Source organism: Micromonospora sp. IBSANI012, assembly GCF_052814045.1.
This window is the reverse complement of sequence record NZ_CP199933.1, coordinates 4,234,064-4,255,459: the sequence shown is the minus strand read 5'-3', so window position 1 is coordinate 4,255,459 and position 21,396 is coordinate 4,234,064. Positions and strand designations below refer to the sequence as shown.

18 protein-coding genes and 3 pseudogenes are annotated in these 21,396 nt (G+C 71.0%); 2 read left to right on the top strand and 19 right to left on the bottom strand.

The annotated features are described in order from the left end of the window. Positions 1-157: 157 nt before the first annotated feature. From ACTWM8_RS19625 to ACTWM8_RS19615, 3 genes are all read right to left on the bottom strand, one after another. Positions 158-583 (bottom strand): DUF6069 family protein, encoded by a 426-nt coding sequence (locus tag ACTWM8_RS19625; protein WP_446210328.1) that lies wholly within the window; start codon positions 581-583, stop codon positions 158-160. Continuing rightward, positions 580-777 (bottom strand): hypothetical protein, encoded by a 198-nt coding sequence (locus ACTWM8_RS19620; protein ID WP_446210327.1) that lies wholly within the window; start codon positions 775-777, stop codon positions 580-582. The genes ACTWM8_RS19625 and ACTWM8_RS19620 overlap by 4 nt, the downstream gene beginning before the upstream one ends. Before the next feature lie 64 nt (positions 778-841). Beyond that, positions 842-1,405, bottom strand: a complete 564-nt coding sequence (locus ACTWM8_RS19615) for an NADPH-dependent FMN reductase (RefSeq protein WP_446210326.1) — start codon at positions 1,403-1,405, stop codon at positions 842-844. Between the two features lie 429 nt (positions 1,406-1,834). Between ACTWM8_RS19615 and ACTWM8_RS19610 the strand changes: the two genes are divergently transcribed. Then, positions 1,835-2,503 carry a transposase gene (locus ACTWM8_RS19610; RefSeq protein ID WP_446210325.1) on the top strand — a complete coding sequence of 223 codons (669 nt, stop codon included), beginning with the start codon at positions 1,835-1,837 and terminating at the stop codon, positions 2,501-2,503. Between the two features lie 62 nt (positions 2,504-2,565). Here ACTWM8_RS19610 and ACTWM8_RS19605 read toward each other — a convergent pair whose 3' ends face one another. Both ACTWM8_RS19605 and ACTWM8_RS19600 read right to left on the bottom strand, forming a co-directional pair. Then, positions 2,566-4,392, bottom strand: coding sequence for a hypothetical protein (locus ACTWM8_RS19605; protein WP_446210324.1), 1,827 nt, complete (start codon positions 4,390-4,392; stop codon positions 2,566-2,568). Between the two features lie 76 nt (positions 4,393-4,468). Then, a pseudogene (locus ACTWM8_RS19600) lies at positions 4,469-4,680 on the bottom strand (cupin); the annotation flags it as partial. A gap of 489 nt (positions 4,681-5,169) precedes the next feature. On the opposite strand from ACTWM8_RS19600, the gene ACTWM8_RS19595 reads away from it, so the two are divergent. Next, positions 5,170-6,489, top strand: coding sequence for an ROK family transcriptional regulator (locus ACTWM8_RS19595; protein WP_446210323.1), 1,320 nt, complete (start codon positions 5,170-5,172; stop codon positions 6,487-6,489). A 147-nt stretch (positions 6,490-6,636) separates the two neighbouring features. Here ACTWM8_RS19595 and ACTWM8_RS19590 read toward each other — a convergent pair whose 3' ends face one another. The 14 genes and pseudogenes from ACTWM8_RS19590 to ACTWM8_RS19525 all read right to left on the bottom strand — a co-directional run bounded on the left by ACTWM8_RS19590 (position 6,637) and on the right by ACTWM8_RS19525 (position 21,197). Continuing rightward, complete coding sequence (locus tag ACTWM8_RS19590; protein ID WP_446210322.1) at positions 6,637-7,098, bottom strand: helix-turn-helix domain-containing protein; 462 nt, start codon at positions 7,096-7,098, stop codon at positions 6,637-6,639. 139 nt (positions 7,099-7,237) lie between these two features. Further along, positions 7,238-8,650 carry a GH1 family beta-glucosidase gene (locus tag ACTWM8_RS19585; RefSeq protein WP_446210321.1) on the bottom strand — a complete coding sequence of 471 codons (1,413 nt, stop codon included), beginning with the start codon at positions 8,648-8,650 and terminating at the stop codon, positions 7,238-7,240. Positions 8,651-8,694: 44 nt separating this feature from the next. Further along, complete coding sequence (locus ACTWM8_RS19580) at positions 8,695-9,699, bottom strand: ABC transporter ATP-binding protein (RefSeq protein WP_446210320.1); 1,005 nt, start codon at positions 9,697-9,699, stop codon at positions 8,695-8,697. Next, complete coding sequence (locus ACTWM8_RS19575) at positions 9,696-10,745, bottom strand: ABC transporter permease (RefSeq protein WP_446210319.1); 1,050 nt, start codon at positions 10,743-10,745, stop codon at positions 9,696-9,698. Before ACTWM8_RS19575 ends, ACTWM8_RS19580 begins: the two co-directional genes overlap by 4 nt. Positions 10,746-10,748: 3 nt before the next feature. Further along, positions 10,749-11,726: an ABC transporter permease gene (locus ACTWM8_RS19570; RefSeq protein ID WP_446210318.1), complete on the bottom strand. Its 978-nt coding sequence runs from the start codon at positions 11,724-11,726 to the stop codon at positions 10,749-10,751. Next, positions 11,723-12,889: an ABC transporter ATP-binding protein gene (locus tag ACTWM8_RS19565; RefSeq protein ID WP_446210317.1), complete on the bottom strand. Its 1,167-nt coding sequence runs from the start codon at positions 12,887-12,889 to the stop codon at positions 11,723-11,725. The genes ACTWM8_RS19570 and ACTWM8_RS19565 overlap by 4 nt, the downstream gene beginning before the upstream one ends. 90 nt (positions 12,890-12,979) lie before the next feature. Next, positions 12,980-14,656 (bottom strand): ABC transporter substrate-binding protein, encoded by a 1,677-nt coding sequence (locus ACTWM8_RS19560; protein ID WP_446210316.1) that lies wholly within the window; start codon positions 14,654-14,656, stop codon positions 12,980-12,982. A 124-nt stretch (positions 14,657-14,780) separates the two neighbouring features. After that, positions 14,781-15,782 (bottom strand): LacI family DNA-binding transcriptional regulator, encoded by a 1,002-nt coding sequence (locus ACTWM8_RS19555; protein WP_446210315.1) that lies wholly within the window; start codon positions 15,780-15,782, stop codon positions 14,781-14,783. A 304-nt stretch (positions 15,783-16,086) separates the two neighbouring features. Then, positions 16,087-16,560 (bottom strand): annotated as a pseudogene (locus ACTWM8_RS19550) (FkbM family methyltransferase); the annotation flags it as partial. A 105-nt stretch (positions 16,561-16,665) separates the two neighbouring features. Beyond that, a pseudogene (locus tag ACTWM8_RS19545) lies at positions 16,666-17,274 on the bottom strand (IS256 family transposase); the annotation flags it as partial. Between the two features lie 123 nt (positions 17,275-17,397). Continuing rightward, positions 17,398-18,282, bottom strand: a complete 885-nt coding sequence (locus ACTWM8_RS19540; RefSeq protein WP_446210314.1) for a hypothetical protein — start codon at positions 18,280-18,282, stop codon at positions 17,398-17,400. Beyond that, a complete protein-coding gene (locus tag ACTWM8_RS19535) occupies positions 18,279-19,868 on the bottom strand; it encodes a radical SAM protein (protein WP_446210313.1) in 1,590 nt (529 codons plus the stop codon). The genes ACTWM8_RS19540 and ACTWM8_RS19535 overlap by 4 nt, the downstream gene beginning before the upstream one ends. 10 nt (positions 19,869-19,878) lie before the next feature. Continuing rightward, positions 19,879-20,598: a hypothetical protein gene (locus tag ACTWM8_RS19530; RefSeq protein WP_446210312.1), complete on the bottom strand. Its 720-nt coding sequence runs from the start codon at positions 20,596-20,598 to the stop codon at positions 19,879-19,881. A gap of 2 nt (positions 20,599-20,600) precedes the next feature. Further along, on the bottom strand, positions 20,601-21,197 hold the full coding sequence (locus tag ACTWM8_RS19525; protein WP_446210311.1) for a flavoprotein: 597 nt from the start codon (positions 21,195-21,197) through the stop codon (positions 20,601-20,603). Positions 21,198-21,396: the final 199 nt, after the last annotated feature.

Here is a 21,396-nt window from a genome sequence, read left to right as displayed (position 1 = left end):
GACAGTGGGCTCGGTGCGGGTCCCGGAACCTGAACCCTGTCCGTTCCGTTCCGGGACACCGCCCGCTCCGCTTGTCGCCGTACCAGCCCGCACGGTGGCGATCCGACCTGCGTGGTGGCTCAGCGGCGACCGGCATCGCGGTTCCGCTGACCGGTGGTCAGGGCTTCGGGCGGCTGAAAGCTGGGATCAACACGGCGGCGACCGCGATGTGCATCAGCGCCAGGATCGTCTTGGTTGCCCCGGTTGCCTCGAAGATGAACAGGGGCAGGAAAGATACCAACAGCACCAACACGGCAAGGACGGTCCACACGGCCGGTGCGCTGCGGGTAAACCGGTCCAGCAGCGCCCGCGCACCCCAGCCGAGCAGGCTGACGGCGAGCGTGAACGTGACGGTGAGCGGCAGGCCAACCGCTGAGGGCGCCTGGCCGTTGCGGGGGTCGACACGCAGCTCGATACCCAGAATCTGGGCGGCCGTCCAGAGCAGCGCGGTGGCCAGGACGGCACCGCCGACCGTGAGAGCGCCGACGCGCAGCCGCGTGGTTGTCGGGGAGACGGACGTGCTAGTCATCAGGGACTCCTTCATCGAACGAGGATGATCTTGCCGCGGGTGCGGCCGGACTGGGCGAGCGGACGGGACGCGGTGATGTCGACCCGGACGGCGCCGGCGTCGACGAGCGCGACCAGTGCGGCGAGGTGACCGGTGTCGTTGCGGGCCACGAAGTGCACCGCGTTGACCGGGGAGCCGGTGGGCACCTCGACCGGGACGGTGACGGACACGACGACGCCACCTGCCTGAGGATGGACGGGTTTCCCGTCGCCTGCCTTGCGGTGGGCGAGGGCGTCAGACCCGGACCGTCTTGAGGGCGCGGGCCCAGGATTCCAGTTGGTCGAACAGGGTGGTCGCGGCGGCGTCGTGCTGCTCTCCCGGCTTGAAGACGGAGAAGTTCTCGAAGTCCGTGAACAGCGAGAACGACAGCTGCTGACGTACATGGGCCAGCTGCAGTTCGCTGGCCACGCCCCGCAGGTGCTCGATGGCCCGAGCGCCGCCGAGAGAACCGTAGGAGACGAAGGCGGCGGCCTTGTTGTTCCACTCGCCGTACAGGTAGTCGATCGCGTTCTTGAGTACGGCGGAGGTGGAGTGGTTGTACTCGGGGGTCACGAAGATGTACCCGTCGAACTCGGCGATCTTGGTCGCCCATGCCTTGGTGTGCTCACCCTGGTACTGACCCATGGACGGCGGAATGGCCTCGTCCAGGTGGGGCAGCGGGAAGTCGGCGAGGTCGACCAGCTCGTACTCGACGCCGGCGCGGGCGCCGGACCGGTCCACCACCCAGTCTGCGACAGCCTTGCCGTTGCGGCCGGGCCGGGTGCTGCCGAGGATGACGGCGATCTTCAGGTCACTCATGCGGTTCTCTCCTTGATGGGCCGGCCGGTGCGAGGCCGATCCGGCGGATGCGCGGCGGGCGCGGATCGTGGCGCTGAGCCACAGGTACCGGCCTGCCATACCCTTCACTTGAATGTTCAAGTCTTACCTTAGAACAGCACACATGAACGTTCAAGTGTGAGCTGCGACTCGTGGACCTTTGAGCCGTTGCTTGGGTGCGAAGTGCCCAACACGTCGGGATTCGGGCAGGCTGAAGGGTTGTACCTGGGCTCACCCAACTGCTGCCGGACAGCTGCTGCCCGGCGGGACTCGCTCGGTCATCACGGCGAGGTCGGCGAAGGGCCACCAGGGGCCGGACGTCAGCATCGGGCAGGCGCCGGGAGGTCGGCAGCGCGGTAGGCCGCCCGGGCGGCGGCTTCGGCGGCTTCTCGGTCCACGGGATCGGTCGCTGTGGCAGCTGTCGTCCAGAGGGCGGCGACGTCGTCGGTGCCGGTCGATTTCCCGCCATGGCAGACGGTGTACTGGTATTCCACCCGCTGGGAGGAGGACAGGCTCACCGAGCGGATGCTGGTCGTGCTGCGCCGCCGGGTTCGTGCAGCGCATGGCCGCGCTGAGGAGCCGTCAGCCGGGATCATCGACTCCCAGAGCATCAAGGGCGCCGACACCGTGCCGCGCACATCCCGAGGCTACGACGCGGGCAAGAAGATGAACGGCCGCAAACGGTTCATCGTCACCGACACCCTCGGGCTGTTGCTAGTCGTGTGCGTCATGGCAGCGGGTGTGCAGGACCGCGACGGAGCCAAGGCCACCCATCTGTCGGCGTACCTGTTCACCCCGGTGCGGTTCGTCTACGCCGACGCGGGCTTCGCCGGCGTGCTGGTCAACTGGTGCCAGCGCATCCTGCGTACGACGCTGGAGGTCGTGCGCAAGGCTCCGGGGCAGAGGGGGGTCAACAGAACGGTCCCCGACTCGAACGTGCTCTCTGGGAAGACCTGCACAAGAGCGCGACCGAAGCCCGGCTCACCGAGACTGGGAACGTGCTCGGTGAGGTGGCGCGCACTCGGCGGCGCCTCCGGCGCTGGCTGCGCCCTCAACGCGTCGCAGTGCCGCTGGCGTTGAAGCCGGGAAGCGCGGCTGCGACCCGAGCCGCTAGGGGTGGCGCTGATCATCGCGCCGTGGAACTACCGGCGGAGTGACCGGCGATCGCTCTCCTGATCCGGCTCGTTGTCCGCCACCGGCTTGCCCAGCCGGGTCACCCAGTCGACGAACTCCGCGTCATGCCTCGGCAGCGGCTCGCCGTCGGCCGGGATGCCCGCGCCGTCCCCGTCGGCCCGGGACTTGTTGCGCCGGAACAGGCCCAGCCGGCCGCTGGCCCGTCCCGTCTCGACGACGGATGCCGGGGCGGCCGGCGCGGCGTCGGTCGTGGGCGGGGGCCCGGCGCGCTGGGCGGTCGCGAGGGCGTCCCAGTTCGCGGCCCGGTTCAGGTTGGGCAGGGGCGGCCGGTGCCGAGGTGGGAGCGCCGGTTCGGGCCACTCGTGCGTGCCGGCCGAGCGGGTCGCCTCGGCGCCCGGAGCGGGCTCGGTCGAGGGCGGCACCCGCCGCGCCGGAACGACCGGCCAGGTCGCCTGAACCCGCGTCCGGTCGGTCTTCGGCGGCTGGTACATCCGGCGGGTCCCCGGGGCGACGAGTGCCCCGTCGGGCGGCATCCCGTCGGGTTCGGTGTTGTCGGCCTCCGCCACCGCCGTCCCGGAGCCGTCCCCGCCGGGTCCCGCGGGAAGGTGGGCCGTCGTCGCGGGGGCCGGTTCCGATGTCTCCGGGGTGTCGTCGACGTCGGCCGGTGTGGCGAGGTCGGCGGGTGCGGCGGGTGCGGCCGCTGCGGCGGTAACGGCCGGTGCGGCGGTCCGCGTCGCGGAGTCGGCCGGTACTGCGCTGGCGTCCCGGTCGCCAGCTGGCGCACCGAAACCCAGCGGTTCCGCTGCGGTAGGGAGCTTCGCTGCGGTCGCGTCGGCGACCGGCCCCGTGCCGGCCAGGTCGACGGGATCCGGCTCGTCGGTCGTACCACCAGCGGCCGGCGTCATGGCCTGCGGCACGGCGGGGCCGGCGGACAGCGGACGGAGGATGTCGGTCGGCTCGACGACCCGCGCTTCGGCGGTGCGCGGCAGGAGCGGCCAGCGGAACAACGCGGCGGCGGCCGAACCGAGCACACCGGCGGCGACGGCGAGCAGCGCACCGTAGTACGGCGTGATCTGGTACCGGTCGACGGCGTCGCCGGGACCGGCGGTCAGGTAGGCGAACGCGACCAGTACCGTGCCGGCCGTGCCGGTCGCGCCGTTGACCAGCGGCGGATGCCCGCGCCAGCGGGCCAGCCCGCCGGTCGCCGCGCCGATGAGCAGGGCCACCGCCGGCAGAATCAGGATCGCCTGCCGGTGTGCCGCGTCGGCGTCGAGCCCGGCCGGCTCCAGCACACCGACCCGTACGGCGGGCAACGGCCCGGCGGTTGCGAGCGACGGGACGACCGAGACGAGCGCCAGCAGCCAGACCACGCCGCCCACCGCCGCCATGTTCCAGCCCAGCGGCGGCTTCACCACTGCGGCGATCGCGGCACCCGCGCCGACCAGCGCGCCGAGGGTCGCGCAGATGGCGACGGCCCAGATCGGGTCCACAGAGAAGCGCTCGGCGGCCTGGACCGGCCGGACGCAGAGCGGCGCCACGACGGTGGCGCCCAGCGCGGCGGCGGCGGCGACGGCCACCAATCTGCCCGTGCTCCCCAGCACCCCGTACCGGCGGGCCAGGCGTGCGGTGACGACGGTGCCGGCTACGGCGGCGTGTGCCGCGAACCAGCCCACCCAGACGAGCTGGGCAGGCCACTGGTTGACGGTGGCGCCGGTGGAGGCGCCGGTGAGCTGGACGATGCCGAAGCCGAACGCGATGCCGAGCTGACCGGCACCGGCGAGCACGCCCATCCCGAGCGCTGTGAGCAACAGGTTACGCCAAGTGCGAAAGACCATGTCCGGCACGTTACGCACCTGGTGCGCCGGTTTCCGCCGGAATGCCGGATTCAACGTCGGACCGCCGTGCCAGCGGTTACTTCAGTTCGACCAGGCGCGCGATCCGCCCACATTGGTGAGCCTGTGGACGGTGCCCGGGTCGCGGTAGACGAGGCTGCCGGTCGGCTCGTCGGCGTCGATGCGGTTGCCGTACACGGTCTGCACCACGTTCTTCGCGCCCTGGATCGCCACCACCAGGTACGGGTGGTCGTGCCGGTGCGGCGGCTGCCGCTCACCCGGCTCCAGCCGGCCGATACGGCCCCGACAAACTGGCTGGGCAACAAGGGATTCGCCGAGAATGCGTAGCCCGTGTGGGGAATTCGTTCGTGTCGATCATCGTGCAACGAACGATTCCCAAGGGCGTAGCTCGGCGCCGGTGGTTACCTGGAGGAGGGACGTCGGTCTTTTCTTCGACTGGCGTGTGGTGTTGTTCGGCGCGTCGGCGTTCGGCCTGGGTTTCGGCGATCCAGCCGGCGACCACGGCCGGGTCGGCGGCCGAGGCGGCCGGCGTAGGTGGCCCGGCTGCCGGCGGTCCAGGTGACGCCCTCGGCCAGTCCGGCGCGGAGCGGGCCACCAGGGCGGTCTGCGTGGCGGCGAGCCCGGTGGCGGCGAGCAGCGCGACGCCGCCGAGCGCGGCGGTCAACCCACGTCTGAGTCGCATGACATACCTCCTCATCAATGCGCCGGACGCTAGCAGTTAACTTTGTTAAATGTGAACGCGCAGTAGTCTGTCAGCACTTGGTTCACGGCGTGAAGCAGGCCGCCGGGGGCGGCCGGGAGAGGATGGCGGCGGACGTGGACGCCAAACGCACCACCGTGCGCGACATGCGTCGTGCCAACCGGTCCGTCCTGCTCACCCGGATCTGGCTGGACGGCCCGCTGAGCCGGCACGAGCTGGGGCAGTCCACTGCGCTGAGCCTGGCCAGCGTGAGCAACCTGGTCGGCGAGATGATCGCCGAGGGCCTGGTCGAGGAGGCCGGCTTGGTCGAGTCCGACGGCGGCCGCCCGCGGGTGCTGCTGCGGGTCGCCCCCGGCTACGGCTACCTGGTCGGCGCCGACGTCGGCGAGACCCGGGTGCAGGTCGAACTCTTCGACCTGGCGATGACCGCCCTCGCCAAGGCGGAGTACCCGATCGCCGCCGCCGAGCCCGACCCCCGGCAGGTCACCGACCACCTGCTGCACGGTCTCACCGCGGTGATCGAGCAGGCCGGCATCGACCCGGCGGCGGTCCTCGGCTTCGGCGTCGCCGTCTCCGGCACCGTCGAGCGCGCCGCCGACGCCGTGGTGCACGCGCAGACCCTCGGCTGGGACGGCGTGCCACTCGGCGCCATGCTGCGCGCCGGCACCGACATCCCGGTGCACATCGACAACGGCGCGAAGACCCTCGGCCAGGCCGAGATGTGGTTCGGCGCCGGCCGGGGCGTCCGGCACGCGGTCGTTGCCCTGGTCGGCTCCGGCGTCGGGGCCTGCGTGGTGGCCGACGGCGTGGGCTACCGCGGCGCGCACAGCAGCGCCGGCGAGTGGGGGCACACCACCATCGTGTACGGGGGCCGTCGCTGCCGCTGCGGCAACCTCGGCTGCCTCGAGGCGTACGTCGGGGCGGAAGGGGTGCTCGACCGGTTCCGCCAGGCCAACCGCGGTCGCCCGGCGACCGGCGGCGACGAGGAGACCGCCTTCGGCGAGCTGCTGCGCGCCACCAGCCGCACCGCCGCCAAGGTGCTCGACGAGACGGTCGGCTACCTCGGCGCCGGGGTGGCGAACCTGGTGAACCTGTTCAACCCCGAGCGGGTGGTGCTGGGCGGCTGGGCCGGCCTGGCCCTGGGCGAGCGCTACCTGCCGCAGATCCGCGAGGTCACCGCGCGGCACGCGCTGCGCCAGCCGTACGCCCAGACCTCGATCGAGCTGTGCCGGCTCGGACCGGACGCGGTCGCGATGGGCGCGGCCACCCTGCCAATGGCCCGGCTGCTGCGCGACGGCGGCGTGCCGCGCGAGCCGGCCGCCCGGGTGATCTTGGCGCCGGCGCGGCCGGCGCGGCGGCCCCGGTCGCGGACCCGCTGAGCCACCGGGCCGGCGGCGGGAGTGCCGCTGGCCCGGCCCCGGCTCAGGACGGGAGGGTCCACTTCTGGTTGGCCCCGCTGGTGCAGCTCCAGATCTGCGTCTTCCATGCCCTCGGCGGGGCAAAGGAGTGGTGGGAAGGCCACCTTCTCACCGACTGGCTGCACTGTCGATATTGCGCAAGCAGCACCTCTGGATGGGTCCGGGCTGCGATACTCGGGCGCTCTGATCAATCGGGCGAGCGTCGGAGCTGCCTCCGGTGCCGGAAGTGTCGTCAGGTGCCCGAGGAACGCTTGTGTGGTACTCGATCGTTTGACGTTCTCTCCGCGATGAAGTACGGAGATTCCTTCCGGCTGCGAGCGTGGTAGCGCGCAACCATCGGCTGGATTTCTGCTTCTTCCCCGCGAGGGCCTGCTGCAGAACGACCGTCGACACCTCACCCAGCCACGCCCTCTCGGGAGTGCGCTTGGCCTGCGTGATGACCCGCTTCGACAGATCCCCGTCCCAGACGTCAGGCAACCCCGCCACCCGGGCCTCCCGCCGCGCGCGCAGCCCGTCGTTGAACACCACCCGAGCACATCCGAACGCCCGCGCCAACGCCTGCTGCTGCACAGGGTCGGGTAGACGCGGTAGTTGTGCCGAAGCTGCACACCGGACAACATGACGATCGGCAACGACACGAGTTTCGCGAGTGCGGTGGACGCCAGTGCGGCCGCCCGGGAGATCCCGCGCGGCCGCCCGAGCGGCCGGGTCAGCGCTCCCCGCGCACCCGCCGGACGGTGTCGCGGTACCACTGCGCGCTGCGCTTCGGCGTACGCCGCTGGGTGTCGTAGTCCACCCGGACGATGCCGAACCGCTTGTCGTAGCCGTACGCCCACTCGAAGTTGTCCAGCAGCGACCAGGCGAAGTAGCCGCGCACGTCCGCGCCGGCCTGCCGGGCCCGGGCCACCGCCCGCAGGTGCTCGGTCAGGTACGCCACCCGGTCGTCATCGGCCACGAACCCGTCGGCGTCCGGCTTGTCGTCGAAGGCCGCCCCGTTCTCGGTGATCACCAGCGGCACGCCCGGGTAGTCCCGGTGCAGCCGGACCAGCAGCTCGGTGAAGGACTCCGGCACGATCTCCCAGTCCATCGCGGTGCGCGGCAGGTCGCGGCGGATCACCCGGCGCACCGGCTTGCCGTCCTCGTCCCGGTCCCGGCCCTGCTCGTCCACCCCGGAGTGGACCTGCCCGAAGTAGAAGTTCACGCCGAGCACGTCGATCGGGGCCGAAATGACCTCCAGGTCGCCCTCCTGCACCGGGACGCGGACCCCCTCGGCGGCCAGGTCGGCCACCACGTCCTCCGGGTAGGAGCCACGGAACACCGGATCGAGGTAGAGCCGGTTGCCCAGCCCGTCGGCGGCCCGGGCGGCGTCCCGGTCGGCCGCGCTGTCGGTGGCCGGGTCGGCGGTGGACAGGTTGACGGTCAGGCCAAGCTCGATCGGGGTGGCCGCCGCCGCACGCAGCCGCTGCACCACCAGCCCGTGCCCGAGCAGCAGGTGGTGCGCCGCGGCGATCCCGTCGCCCAGGTTCCGCCGGCCCGGGGCGTGGTTGCCGTACGCGTACCCGAGCATCGCCGAGCACCACGGCTCGTTCAGCGTGGTCCAGGTCTTCACCCGGTCGCCGAGGGCGCCGAAGACCAGCTCCGCGTAGTCGGCGAACCGGTAGGCGGTGTCCCGGTTCGGCCAGCCGCCCGCGTCCTCCAGCTCCTGCGGCAGGTCCCAGTGGTAGAGCGTCACCCACGGGTCGATTCCGCGGCCGAGCAGCTCGTCCACGAGGCGGTCGTAGAAGGCCAGTCCGGCCGGGTTCGCCGGTCCGCGCCCGCCCGGCTGCACCCGCGGCCAGGCCACCGAGAAGCGGTAGGTGTCCAGGCCCAGGTCGGCGATGAGCGCGACGTCCTGCGGCATCCGGTGGTAGTGGTCGCAGGCCACGTCGCCGTGGTCGCCGTTGGCCACCGCCCCGGGGACGCGGCAGAAGGTGTCCCAGATCGACGGCGTCCGACCGTCCTCGGCCACCGCGCCCTCGATCTGGTACGAGGAGGTGGCCACCCCCCACCGGAACGTCGGCGGGAGGGTGCCGATCGGGTCGGCCTGCCCGGTGGTGGTCGGGCGGGTGAGGTCGATGTCCATGGTTCTCCTCGCGGTAGCGGGTGGTTCGGTCGGACGGAGGGAGGTCAGTGGGGGACCGGCGTGGCGGCGGGGTGCAGCCAGCAGGCGACGGCCCGGCCTGGGTCGCCGCCGGGCGCGCCCAGTGCCGGCACCTTCTTGTCGCACGGGTCGAACGCTTTCGGACAGCGCGGGTGGAACGCGCAGCCCTCCGGCATGGCCCGTAGGTCCGGCGGGGAGCCGGGGATGCCGGTCAGCTCGCGGCGCGGGCCGCGCAGCGCCGGGAAGGAGTGCAGCAACCCCTCGGTGTACGGGTGCAGGGCCCGCCTGTACAGCTGCGCGGCGGGTGCCTCCTCGACGATCCGGCCGCCGTACATGATGGCGATCCGGTCGGAGAACTCGACCAGCAGCGACAGGTCGTGGGTGATGAACAGCACCGCGAAGCCCAGCCGCTCCCGCAGCTCGGCGAGCTGGCCGAGGATCTGCCGCTGCATCACCACGTCCAGCGCGGTGGTCGGCTCGTCCATGATGACCACCTGCGGCTCCAGCGCCAGCGCCATGGCGATCATGACCCGCTGCCGCATCCCGCCGGAGAGCTGGTGCGGGTAGCTGTCCAGCCGGTCGGCGGCGATGCCGACCAGGCGGAGCAGGTCCCGGGCCCGGGCCAGCCGACTCGCCGCCGTGCTCCGCGGCTCGTGCGCCTTGATCACGTCGAGCAGCTGGGTGGAGACCTTGTGCACCGGATTCAGCGAGTTCATCGCGCCCTGGAACACGATCGAGGTCTCCGCCCAGCGGAACTGCCGCAGCTGGGCCGGGCTGAGGGTCAGCACGTCGACCGGCGGGCCGTCGACCGGGTGGTAGACGACCTGGCCGCCGCTGACCACGCCGGGCGGCGGCAGCAGCCTGGTCAGCCCGTACGCCAGGGTGGACTTGCCGCTGCCGCTCTCCCCGGCCAGCCCCAGTACCTCGCCCCGGTGCAGAATCAGGTCGACGTCGCGGACGGCGTGCACCGCCGCGTCGCCGAGCCCGTAGTCGACGCGCAGCCCGCGGATCTCCAGCACCGGATCGCTCATCGCACAACGTCCTCTCGGGTGGTGGCAGCCCGTGGCGTCGGGACGGACGGGGTCGGGGCCAGCACGGGGGTGAAGCCGACCCGCATTCGCACGCTGCGGCCGTCGGCGGTGCGGATCCGGCTCTTGCCGGCGCTGCGCAGCCGGGGGCTGACGAACTCGTCGATGCCGAAGTTGATCAGGGCGAGGGCGGTGCCGAGCAGCGCGATGGCCAGCCCGGCCGGGACGAACCACCACCAGGCGCCCTGCGCGAGGGCCTGCTGGCCCTGGGCCCAGAACAGGATGGTGCCCCAGTTCCAGGACGAGATTGACGAGATGCCGATGAAGGCCAGGGTGATCTCCGACATGACGGCGAAGATGACGGTGCCGACGAAGCCGGACGCGATGATCGCGGTGAGGTTGGGCAGGATCTCGAACAGGATGATGCGCCACGTCCGCTCGCCGGTGGCCCGGGCCGCCTCGACGTAGTCGCGGCGCCGCAGGGACAATGTCTGGGCGCGTAGCACCCGGGCGCCCCACGCCCACGAGGTGCAGCCGATGATGAGCGCGACCAGCGTGTCGCTGGCCTGCTCGACGATCGACGTCACGATGATGATCAGCGGCAGCGCGGGGATGACCAGGAACACGTTGGACAGGGCCGACAGGCCCTCGTCGGCCGCGCCGCCGATGTAGCCGGCGGTCACGCCGATGAGGATGGACAGGATCGTCGCCAGCACGCCGGCGACCAGTCCCACCACGATGACGCTGCGCGCGCCGACCAGGATCTGGCTGAAGATGTCCTGACCGAGGTGAGTGGTGCCGAACCAGTGCCGCAGCGACGGCGCCTGGAGCACGTCGCCGCTGCGCGCGTCCGGGTTGTACGGCGCCACCCACGGCCCGATCACCGCGAAGAGGCAGTAGATGCCCAGGATGACAAGCCCGGTGGCGGCCTTGGCATTGGCGATGAACCGGAAGCGGCGCCGCTTCGCCCGGCCCGGCGCGGCCGACGGCTGGGCCATCGCCCCCTGACCGGGGATGACCTGCTCGATGCTCGACGGTGAGATTGTCATCGCTCAGCTCTTTCGGGTCCGCGGGTCGAGAAGCAGGTACGCGACATCGGCGAGCAGGTTCGCCACCAGCACGGAGATCGTGATGATCAGGAAGATCCCCTGCATCAGCGGGTAGTCCTTGGCGCCCACCGCCTGAAAGAGCTGGTAGCCGAGGCCCGGGTAGGAGAAGACGATCTCCACCAGCAGCGTGCCGCCGACGATGAACCCGAGCGACAGGGCGAAGCCCGAGACGTTGGGCAGCAGCGCGTTGCGGGCGGCGTAGCTGAGGGCCACCCGACGCTCCGACAGCCCCTTCGCGTGGGCGACCGTGATGTAGTCCTCCGACGAGACGGTGACCATCATGTTGCGCATGCTGAGGATCCATCCGCTCATCGAGGAAACCAGGATGGTGGCGGCAGGCAGGATGCTGTGCTGGATCGCGCTCGGGATGAAGTACTGGTCGAACGCCGGCACGAGACCCGGCTCGTAGCCGCCGGAGGACGGGAAGAAGCTCCCCGGGCCGGCGAACAGGGCGATGGCGACGAGGCCCAACCAGAAGTACGGGATCGAGGACAGGAACGTCGTGGCCGGCAGCAGCCCGTCGACCCACGAGCCGCGCCGCCAGCCGGCGCCGACGCCGAGCGCGGTGCCGAGCAGGAAACTGATGATCGTGGTGATGCCGACCAGGCCGACGGTCCACGGCAGGCTGTCGCCGATCACCGTCGACACCGGCGCCGGGAAGAAGGTGAAGGACAGCCCCAGGTCACCGTGGAGGAGTTGCCCCCAGTAGTCGAGGTACTGCTCCCAGACGTTCTCGTTCTCGTCCAGCCCGAACAGCACGCGCAACGACTGGATGGCGTCGGCGCTGATCCGGCCCTGGTTGCGCGAGATGAGGGACTGGACCGGGTCGCCCGGGACCATCCGCGGAATGAAGAAGTTGAGCGTGATCGCCGCCCACGCCGTGAACAGGTAGAAGGCCGTGCGCTGTAGGAGGAATCTCATCGTGTCTCCCCCAGGGTGGCGATGTCGTCCCGCTTGACCGCCGCCGGGGGCGGTGGCACGGTCGGGTCGGCGTCGGGCGCGGCGGAGCCGGGGGTGTCGGCGGCGACGGTGGCCGGGTCGTAGAGCCAGCAGGCCGCCCAGTGGCCGGGCCGATCGCCGATGCTCAGCCGCGGCGGCAGGTCGGCCGTGCAGCGCCGCATGGCGTGCGGGCACCGGGGGTGGAACCGGCAGCCGGCGGGCGGGGTTATCAGGCTCGGCGGCTCGCCCTGACCGCGGTCCTCCCCGGCGGCCGCGTCGACGCCGGCGCCGTCGCCGGTGATGCGCTCGGGGTCCGGCGCCGAATCGGTGAGCAGCCGGGTGTACGGGTGGGCCGGGTTCTGGGTGACGGTCTCACTGTCGCCGCCCTCGACCATGCGGCCGGCGTACATCACGATCGTCTCGTCGGCGAAGTAGCGGGCCGAGGCGATGTCGTGCGTGATGTAGAGGATGGCAATGTTGAGCCGCTGCTTGAGGTCCTGCAGCAGGTTGAGCACGCCGAGGCGGATCGAGACGTCGAGCATGGAGACCGGCTCGTCGGCGAGGAGCACCTCCGGGTCGGCGCCGAGCGCCCGGGCGATGGCGACCCGCTGCCGCTGGCCGCCGGAGAGCTCGTGCGGGAAGGCGTCCAGGTAGCGCTCGGGCGGGGTGAGGCTGACCCGGGTGAGCAGCTTGCCGAGGGCCGCCTCCAGGTCCTCGGCGCTGCGCCCGGCGTTGCCGTGGATCCGCAGCGATCGGGTGAGGTGGTAGCGGACGGTGTGCACCGGGTTCAACGACGCGAACGGGTCCTGCAGGATCAGCTGGACCCGCCGCACGTACGACCGGAACGGACGACCGCCGCGCACCCTGGTCGACGTGCCGTGCAGGCGGAGGTCGCCGGCGGTGCGGGGGTAGAGCTGGGCCAGTAGCCGGGCCACGGTGGACTTGCCGGAGCCGGACTCCCCGACCAGCGCGGTCACCCGGCCGCGACGCAGCGCGAACGATACGTCGTCGACGGCGTGCACGACTGCCGGCGTCCGGGAGAAGAGGTCACGCAGCCGCCTGCGGACGGGGAAGTGCTTGGTCAGGCCGACGGCCTCCAGCACCACCTCGTCGGCCGGCGCCGCCGCGCTCTCGCTCAACGTCATGCCGAGTTCCTGTCTGGGATCGCGAGGTCACGAACATCTGGTGCCGCCTCCCCGGCTGGCCGGGGCCGACCGGGGAGGCGGTGCCGGGGGTCAGCTACCGGCGGGCTTCAGGTGCAGGACCACGTCCAGCGCGTTGGGCTGCGTGGGCTGCATGGCGCCGTACGGGTCCGAGTCGTCGGGCCAGCCGGTCCAGTTCTTCGTGCTGTACGCGCCGCCGATGTTGTCCGCGCCGACCGGGATCATCGGCATCTGGTCGACGAAGACCTTCTGCAGCGTGCTCATCGCGGCGGTGCGGGCCGCCTCGTCGGTGGCGTTCGCGTAGGCGACCAGTGCGTCGGTCGCCTGCTTGTTGTTGAAGCGGCCGAAGTTGCCCGCCGGGGAGGCGGTGCCGATCGGCTTGAGCTGCCGGCCGTCCATGATCGTCCGGTAGATGTCGTACGGCGTGGCGCCGCCCTCGGTCCACCGGAAGGTCGCCTCGAAGTTGCCCTGCTCGACGTTGCGGAACCAGGCGTCCTGGTTGGCCTTGTCGACCGTCGCGGCGATGCCGATCTTCGACAGGTTGTCCTTCACGATCTCGAGGCTGGTCTGGTAGTCGGACCACCCGGCCGGGTCGGTCAGCTTGATCGTGACGGCCTTGCCGGTCTTGTCCTTGAGGGTGTTGCCGTCGAGCTTGTAGCCGGCGCCGGTGAGCAGCGCCTTGGCGCCGTCGACGTCGACCTTGTGCTCCTGGCCCTTGAACTCCGAGGCGATGAACGCGTCACCGGCCGGGCTGGGCAGGCCGGTCACGCTCTTCACCAGCGGGTGGAAGTACCCGGCCTCGGCCGTGGTGAAGATGTCCTGGCGGTCGATGACCATGTTCATGGCCCGGCGCAGCGTCGGGTCGTCGAACGGCTTCTTCGTGGTGTTGAGGTAGAGGCCGTGGATGCCCAGGATCGCGGGCGCCCACATCTTGTGGTGCTCCTGGTCCTTGGCCACGAAGACGGTCTGGTAGTTGGGGATGAAGACGAAGCTCCACTCCGACTCGCCGTTGGCCAGCGCGGTGGTCTGCGCGCTGTTGTCGGTGTACGACGTGAAGCGCAACTCCTTGACCTTCGGCAGGTCCTGCCAGTAGCCGCTGTCGCGCACCGTCAGGGTCGTGCTGGCCGGGGTGAACGACTTCAGGGTGTACGGGCCGCTGCCGACCGGCTGCTTGACGGCGTCGGTCGTCGGGTCGCTGATCTTCTCCCAGAGGTGCTTGGGCACGATCGGCACCCGCCACAGCACCTTCTGCTGGTTGACGAACTGTGGGCTGGCCATCTTGATGGTGACCTCGTTGCCGCTGGCGGTCGCGTCCGTGTAGGGCACGCCCTGGTCGTTGAGCGCCGGGTACTTCTTGACCAGGTTGTAGGTGAAGGCGACGTCCTCGGCGGTGACCTTCTGCCCGTCCGACCAGGTGGCGTTGTCGCGGATGGTGACCTTGACCGAGGTGTAGTCCGACGACCACTCGGCCTTGGTCGCCAGCCACGGCTTGAACGGGTCGGCCGGCTTCACCGGGTTCCACATCATCAGCGGCTCGAAGATCTGCCAGCGGTAGCCCAGCGAGGCTGCGGCGGACGTGGTGAGGAACGGGTTGTTGTTCTCGGCCTGCGGGCCGTTCGGCATGCCGACGTTCAGCACCGTGGCCGCCTGGCCGTTCTTCTTGTTCGCGTTCGGGCTGTCGCCGCACGCGGCGACGCCGGTGGCCATCGCGCCGGCCAGCGCGACGGCGAGGAACTGCCTTCTTCTCATGGAGGTCTCCCTCGGTGCTCCCGCAATCCTCGAGCGGGATGTGGTGGATGGAGGGTGTGCGGTGTTGCCACCGGTGGGCGCGGTGCTCCCGCCGGTGTGGGTGGTGGATACAGCGGTGGAGAGGTCAGGTGGTGCCGGTCGAGGCGCGGACGGTGAAGCTGGTGGGAATGACGGTCGGGGTGTCGGGTAGCGGCGTGCCGGCGAGGTGGGCGATGAGGGTGCGGGCGGCGGCCGCCCCCATCTCCCGCAACGGCTGGCGGACCGAGCTCAGCGGTGGGTGGGTGTGCCCGGCCAGGGGCAGGTCGTCGAAGCCGACCACCGCCACGTCGTCCGGGACCCGCCGGCCGGCGTCGCGCAGCGCCTGGAGCGCCCCGGCGGCGGAGAGGTCGTTGTGCGCGAAGACGGCGTCGAACGGCACGCCGTCGGCGAGCAGGCGTTCCACCGCGACCCGCCCGCACTCGAAGGTGAAGTCGCCCTCCACGACGAGGGCGGGGTCGATGGGCAGGCCGGCGTCGGCGTAGCCATCCGCGAAGCCGGCCAGCCGCTCCCGGGTGCAGCCGAAGCGGCTCAGGCCGGTGACGACCAGCGGCCGCTTCCGCCCGTGCGCCAGCAGGTGCGCCGCCGCGGCTCGCGCGCCGGACTCGTTGGTGGTGCGCACCGACGGAAAGCCGGGCTGGTGGCCGCGGTCGTCGATGAGGATGACCGGCAGGCCGCGCTCGTGCAGCTCGGTGATGTAGTCGAGGGTGCCCTCCGGCTCGACCACGAGCAGGCCGTCGAAGGACTTCGCGGAGACCTGGGAGGCGAACCGCCGCATCGACTCGTCGCCCTGGGTGCAGGTGAACAGCAGCATGCCATACCCCTCGGCCTCGACCACGTCGGCCGCGCCCTGGAGCACCTCGCCCATCCAGGGCCAGGTCAGGGCGGGCACCAGCATGCCGACCACCCGGGTACGCCCGCGGGCCAGGCCGACCGCGCGGGCGCTCGGCACGTACCCGAGGGCGTTGATGACCGCGCGGACCCGGTCGGCGGTGCGGACGTGCACCTCGCCCTTGCCGTTGAGTACCCGGGAGACCGTCGTCTTGCTCACCCCGGCGCGGGTGGCGACGTCGGCGATGGTGATCGGCACGTGACGCTCCCGGGTCGAAGGGGTGAGGCGTTGTTTCGGAACCGGTTGCGGAAGCGGTTCCGTCGCAGTCAACCGAAGTGGCGGAGGTCACGTCAATAACGGGCGGGTAACGAAACATGGCTAAGTTCGAAACCTGAAAAAACTGCCTCGGGGCAGCGCGGCCGATCCAGGGTGTGACCAGCGTCGATGCGAGGAAACCGGGTCGTCCGCGGGGCGTGCCGGCGCCTACCGTGATCCGATGACCGAACCGGCCGGCCTGGACCGGCTCGCCGCCTTCGCCGCCGCCTGACGTCCGCCAGGCGGGTCAGGCGGGCCGGGCGCGGGCGTAGACGTCGCCCGAGTTGGCCTCGTGGGGCAGCGCCCGCAGGTACGCCGCCACCTCGCCGGCCGGCCGCCACCCATCAAGGGCGAACGCCATCTTGTCGCCGAGCGCCACGGTGAACCTGGTGAAGCCCAGCCGGGTGAGCCGGTCCAGGCAGTGCGCGGCCAGGTCCCGTTCGATGGTGGTGAACTCGAAGGACAGTGCCGGCAGGGGGAGGCTCAACCCGGCAAGCACGGCGTGCTCGAACCCCTCCACGTCGATCTTCACGAAGCCCGGCACGCCGTGCGCCGCGACCAGGGTGTCGAGTGTGGTTCCGGCTACCTCGATCTCGACGTCCCAGATCTCGTCCTCCCAGCCGCCGGCCCCCTCGGCGGCCCGCAGGAAACCCGCCGACGCCGTGGAGATCGTCGGGTTCGCCGAGTTGACGTGCAGCCGCACCGGCTCGGTACACGCCCCGCGGGTGGACCTCGATCTAGTCACCGGCTGCCAGAACCAGAGCAGCAGGCCAACAACGGCTAAACGGGTCTGTCAAACGAACGGTGTAACTCGGGTTGTTGACGGCTACTTTCGGCCTGCGGACAGGCGTCCTTCGAAGGCGATGTCGAAGGCGTTGAGGGCGGGTTTCCAGCGCATGGTCCACCGCCGGCGGCCCTGCCCGGTGGGGTCGAGGCTCATCACCGCGAGGTAGACACATTTCAGCGCGGCGGCCTCGTTGGGGAAGTGGCCGCGGGCTCGCACGGCCCGGCGGATGCGGGCGTTGACCGACTCGATGGCGTTGGTGGAGCAGACGACGGTGCGGATCTCTGCGTCGAAGGCCAGGAACGGCACGAACTCCGCCCACGCCTGCTCCCACAACCGGACGATCGCCGGATACTTCCCGCCCCAGGCCTCGGTGAACTCGGCGAAGCGGGCTCGGGCGGCGGCTTCAGTGGGCGCGGTGTAGACCGGTCGCAATGCTTTGGCGATGGCATCCCAGTGCTGCCGGCCGGCATACCGGAAGCTGGCGCGCAGCAGGTGGATCACACAGGTTTGCACCACCGCTTCGGGCCACACCTCACCGATCGCGTCGGGCAAACCCTTGAGCCCGTCGCAGACCACCATGCAGGCGTCGGCGACGCCGCGATTCTTCAGCTCGGTGAGGACCTGCAGCCAGAACTTGGCGCCTGCACCAGAACGGGATGATGACCGGGCAGGCGGTCTTCGCGGCGCTGGGCTGGGCGGCCGCCCACGTGCTGCCGGCGCACCGCGCGGTGGCGCTGCTGGCGGGCCTGTCGCTGGCCACGACGCTGCTGCTCACCCGGGGGCTGCGGCACGCGTGGCTGACGCCGCCGCCGACGGGCCGTCCCGGGCGGAGACCAGACTGCCCCACGCCATCCACTGCTCCGGGTGCGCGCCGATCCACCGTTCGAACTGACTTCCGATAGCGCGCAGGGCGCCGTCCGGGTCGTCGGGCAACGGCGAGCTGGTCCCGATGACGAGATGCCCGCCGCTTCCGGGGGCGGCGACCGCCCGGACCTCGATCCGGCGCCTGGTGGCCATGCTCAGCAGCCCGAAGGGTACGGCCAACCGGCCGTTCAGGAACGGCAGTGTGCGGACTTGCCGGGTGCCCGGATAGCTGGTGTCGACATTGGCCACGATGATGGCGTCCGAGTCCAGCCATCGCCGGATGTCGCCCGCACTCAACGTGGTGAGCAGAAGCGGGCGACCCCGTAGGCGGTCACGATACAGGTCCAGCACCGCGGGATTCCGATCGTGCACCAGGGGGTACGCCGGTCGGCCGGTCGCCTGCTCCACGAGCAGCGGCACCAGCAGGCTGTACCCGAGTTGCATCGTGACGACGAGCCGTGTCGACTCGCCGAGGGCCTCGGCCGCGCGCACGGCGTCCGGCCAGTTCACGATGGCGTCGTGGCCGCCGCTGAGGACGTCGTGCAGGTGGAGGAAGTAGTCCGCCAGCCAGCCGACGAGGCCGGCGATCGGGTCGCCGGGTCCGTGCCAGTACGGGACGTACTTGTGCGCGTGGCACCGCAGGAAGGTCCGCAGGTCGTCCCCGATGACATCGACCAGGACCCGCAGGGCGTGCAGGCGGCGTTCGTCGGGGGAGGCCGTCGGCGGCGGTGTGGCGGCCAGTGCCGCCAGTATGGCGGCGTCCCAGTTGGACCCGACGACGCTGATGGTCATCCGAGCCCACTCGCCGTGGGCGCCACGCAGCCGTCGACGGCACGGCGGTAGTAGTCGCGGAGCCGCGAGCGGGGGCGGCTCACGTCGGCCAGGATGCGCGGGAAGAGTTCGAGTCGGGTGGCGCATTCGAGATCATCAACCGACCTCAGCGAGCCATTGCGGATCAGCGCCCGGGCCGGGCAGGTGCCCGCACAGTGGTGCAGCCAGGCGCAGGAGGCACAGGGCGCCTCGGTGAGCAGCCACCGTTCGCGATCCCGCAGGTCGCGCGCTGAGCCGGTGGCACGGCCGGCGGCGACGAGGCTCTCGCCCTCGGCCACCGCGGGCGTCGCCTCGGGCGCCGGCGCGCTTCGGCCGCCACCGACGGCGACCAGGGGCAGCGAGCGGCGCTGCCGCGGAGCTGTCTGGTCTCCGGACAGCAGTTGGAACACGGGGTGGTTGCTGCTGTCGCAGGCCCGCACCCCACCCGTCGCGTCGAGGACGAGCAGGTCCTCGGCGGCGCCGCAGGGCATCTTCATGCACATGTTGGTGCGGTGCAGCGACACCAGCGGTTCGATCAGCTGGACGAGATTGACGATCAGCGGCTCCTCCTCGGCGCCGTCGAGCAGCGCGTCGAGCCGCGTGGCGAGGAAGTCGATGAAGACCCGGTGGAACTCCGCGCTCTCACGATGATCACTCGCCCGGCCCTCCGCCTCGGCCGGCAGGAGCTTCCAGCTCCGTACGCCGAGCTCGCGGAAGTACCGCCAGGTGGCGTCGAGTTCCTCCCGAGTGGTGTCATGGCTCACCACGCTGATGTAGCCGACCTCGTTGCGCATGAAGTCGGGGAAGACGCGGAAGTTCTCCGTGATCCGGTCGAACGTCGAGCGGCCGGCGTGGTCGACGCGGTAGCGGTCGTTGACCGGGCGGGGCCCGTCGAGGGAGACGCCGACGGTGAACCGGTGCGCGCGGAAGAACTCGACGGCGTCGCGGGTGAGGTGCAGGCCGTTGGTCTGGATGCTGAACCGGACCGATCCACCCGTCCGCGCCGCCCGATCGGTGGCGAACGCGACGAGCTCCCGGATCTGCGTGAACCGCAACATCGGCTCGCCGCCGTGAAACATGAGGGTCAGCAGCCTGCCCGGGAGCAGGCATTCGGTGATGAGGCGGCGGGCGAGGTCCGTGCTCATCCGGGCCGGCCAGCGCCGTTCGTCGTAGTCGTAGCAGTATCCACAGGCCATGTCGCAGGCGCCGGTGAGTTTGAGCAGCAGCGACGTGGGCGGCCCGGCCGGGTCGGCATCGCCTGCGGCCGGCACTGCCCGCATTCCGCTGCGACCGCCGATGAAGAGCAGGCCGCTGTCGTAGAGTGCCCGCACGACGTCGGCCACCTGCGGGAACTCCGACCAGTCCACCAGCGTGCCGACCTCGGCGCCGTCGAGCAGCGGCAGCAACGCGTCGACCGAGGAGGGCACGCGCAGCCAGCCGGGCCGGCCGTGCGGCAGCAGCAACAGGTCGGTGCCCTCGGCGGGCATCCGGTGGTGGCGGGCGACTTGGATCAGGTCGGCCCGGTCGAGCCCCTGCCAGTCGCCCAACGGCGCGACGGTGTACCTCATCGTGCGCCCGTCAGCAGCATGTGGCCTTCTCCCACATGAGGCCTCCGTCCGGCAGGCCGGCCCGGCCGACCCTGCTGACCTCGAACCGGCCGTACTGGTCGACGTTGAACCCCTTCTCGGTCAGGTATCTGTGCACCAGCGGGCTCACTCGTGAGGTGAAGGGCACGTCAGGTCCGCCCAGCCGATCGACGCTCCGCGCCGCGACGTCGGCCAGGTCGACGCCGTACGCCCGCAGGTACGCCTGCGCCGCCGGGGGAAGCGTGCAGTCGCCGAAGAGCGCCTCGCTGATGTCGGCCGTCAGCTCGGCCGAGTCCGCGACGACGTCCGTGACCGCGTCCGGCACCAGCAGGTTGACCTCGAGCCGATCCGGCGGTTTCGGCTTGCTCGCGTACGCGTCGTAGTCGAACGCGACCATGACCGCCCCGCCGGCGGCGAGATCGATGCCGTGCCGCTTGCAGACCGTCATGAGCTTCTCGCTCGGGACGAACTCGAGCGCACCGGCTGTGGGACACACGCCGAGGCGCGCCGGCAGGCAGAGCGCTGCCAGGCTGTTGAGGTCCACGCCGGCTCTGGCGAGCTCTTCACGCAGCTCGGGGCGGACCTGATCGGAGCCGAAGAGGAAGTCGACCATCGCCTGTTCGAACCGTGCGCGATCCTGGTCGGCGACGGCGACGGGCACCAGTACCTCGATCTGGATGACGTTGGTCGTCCCAGCATCCGTCGTGGTCATCTCTACACCCTTTCCAGATGGTTGCTGTGCGGGTATTCGCTCCTCGGAGCACCGAGGTGAGGGAGATCGATCAGGGTGGCCACCACGTCGGTGACGGGCGGCGGCGTTCCGTCGGGGCAGTCCAGCACGTGCATGCCGGCCCGGCGGAGGCTCCGCACGTTGCGCTGCACTTGACAGTTCGTCCACATGCGACGGTGCATGGCGGGTACGACGAGGGTGGGAATGCCGGTGGCACACAGCATCGTCACGGCGGCTAGGTCGTTGGCCATGCCCGTGGCCATCCGGGCCACGAAGCCCGCTGAGGCCGGGTACACCAGCACCCGTTTCGTCACGTCGGTGAGCCATACGTGCAGGGGTTCGAGGTGCCCACCGGCGGAGTCGTCACCAAGGACCGGGCACCCGCCGAGATGCCGTACGGCGGTCGGCGCGACGAACCGACGAGCCGCCGCCGTGAGGACGACGACGACCGGTCCGGGCTGAGCCCGGCCGAGTTCGTACGCCAGCCCGCCCAGATTCGCCGCGGCGACCGACCCCGAACCGACGACCAGGGTCAGTCCTTCGGCGTTGGCACGCTCGGCCATGGCCGGCTCGATGTCCATGGGCGCTCCTAGCGTGTCGACAGGGCGCGTGCTGTCCACCGGAGGTAGGAGCAAGTCAGTCTTACCAGGGGATTGAAGCACGGAAAGCGGCGATACGGACCCCAGGGATAATACCAGACATTCGTGACGCCGAGGTACCGCTCTGCTCCGCCCGCCACGAACCACCCGTTCCGGCCGTTTCCGCACGTCAACGCACATC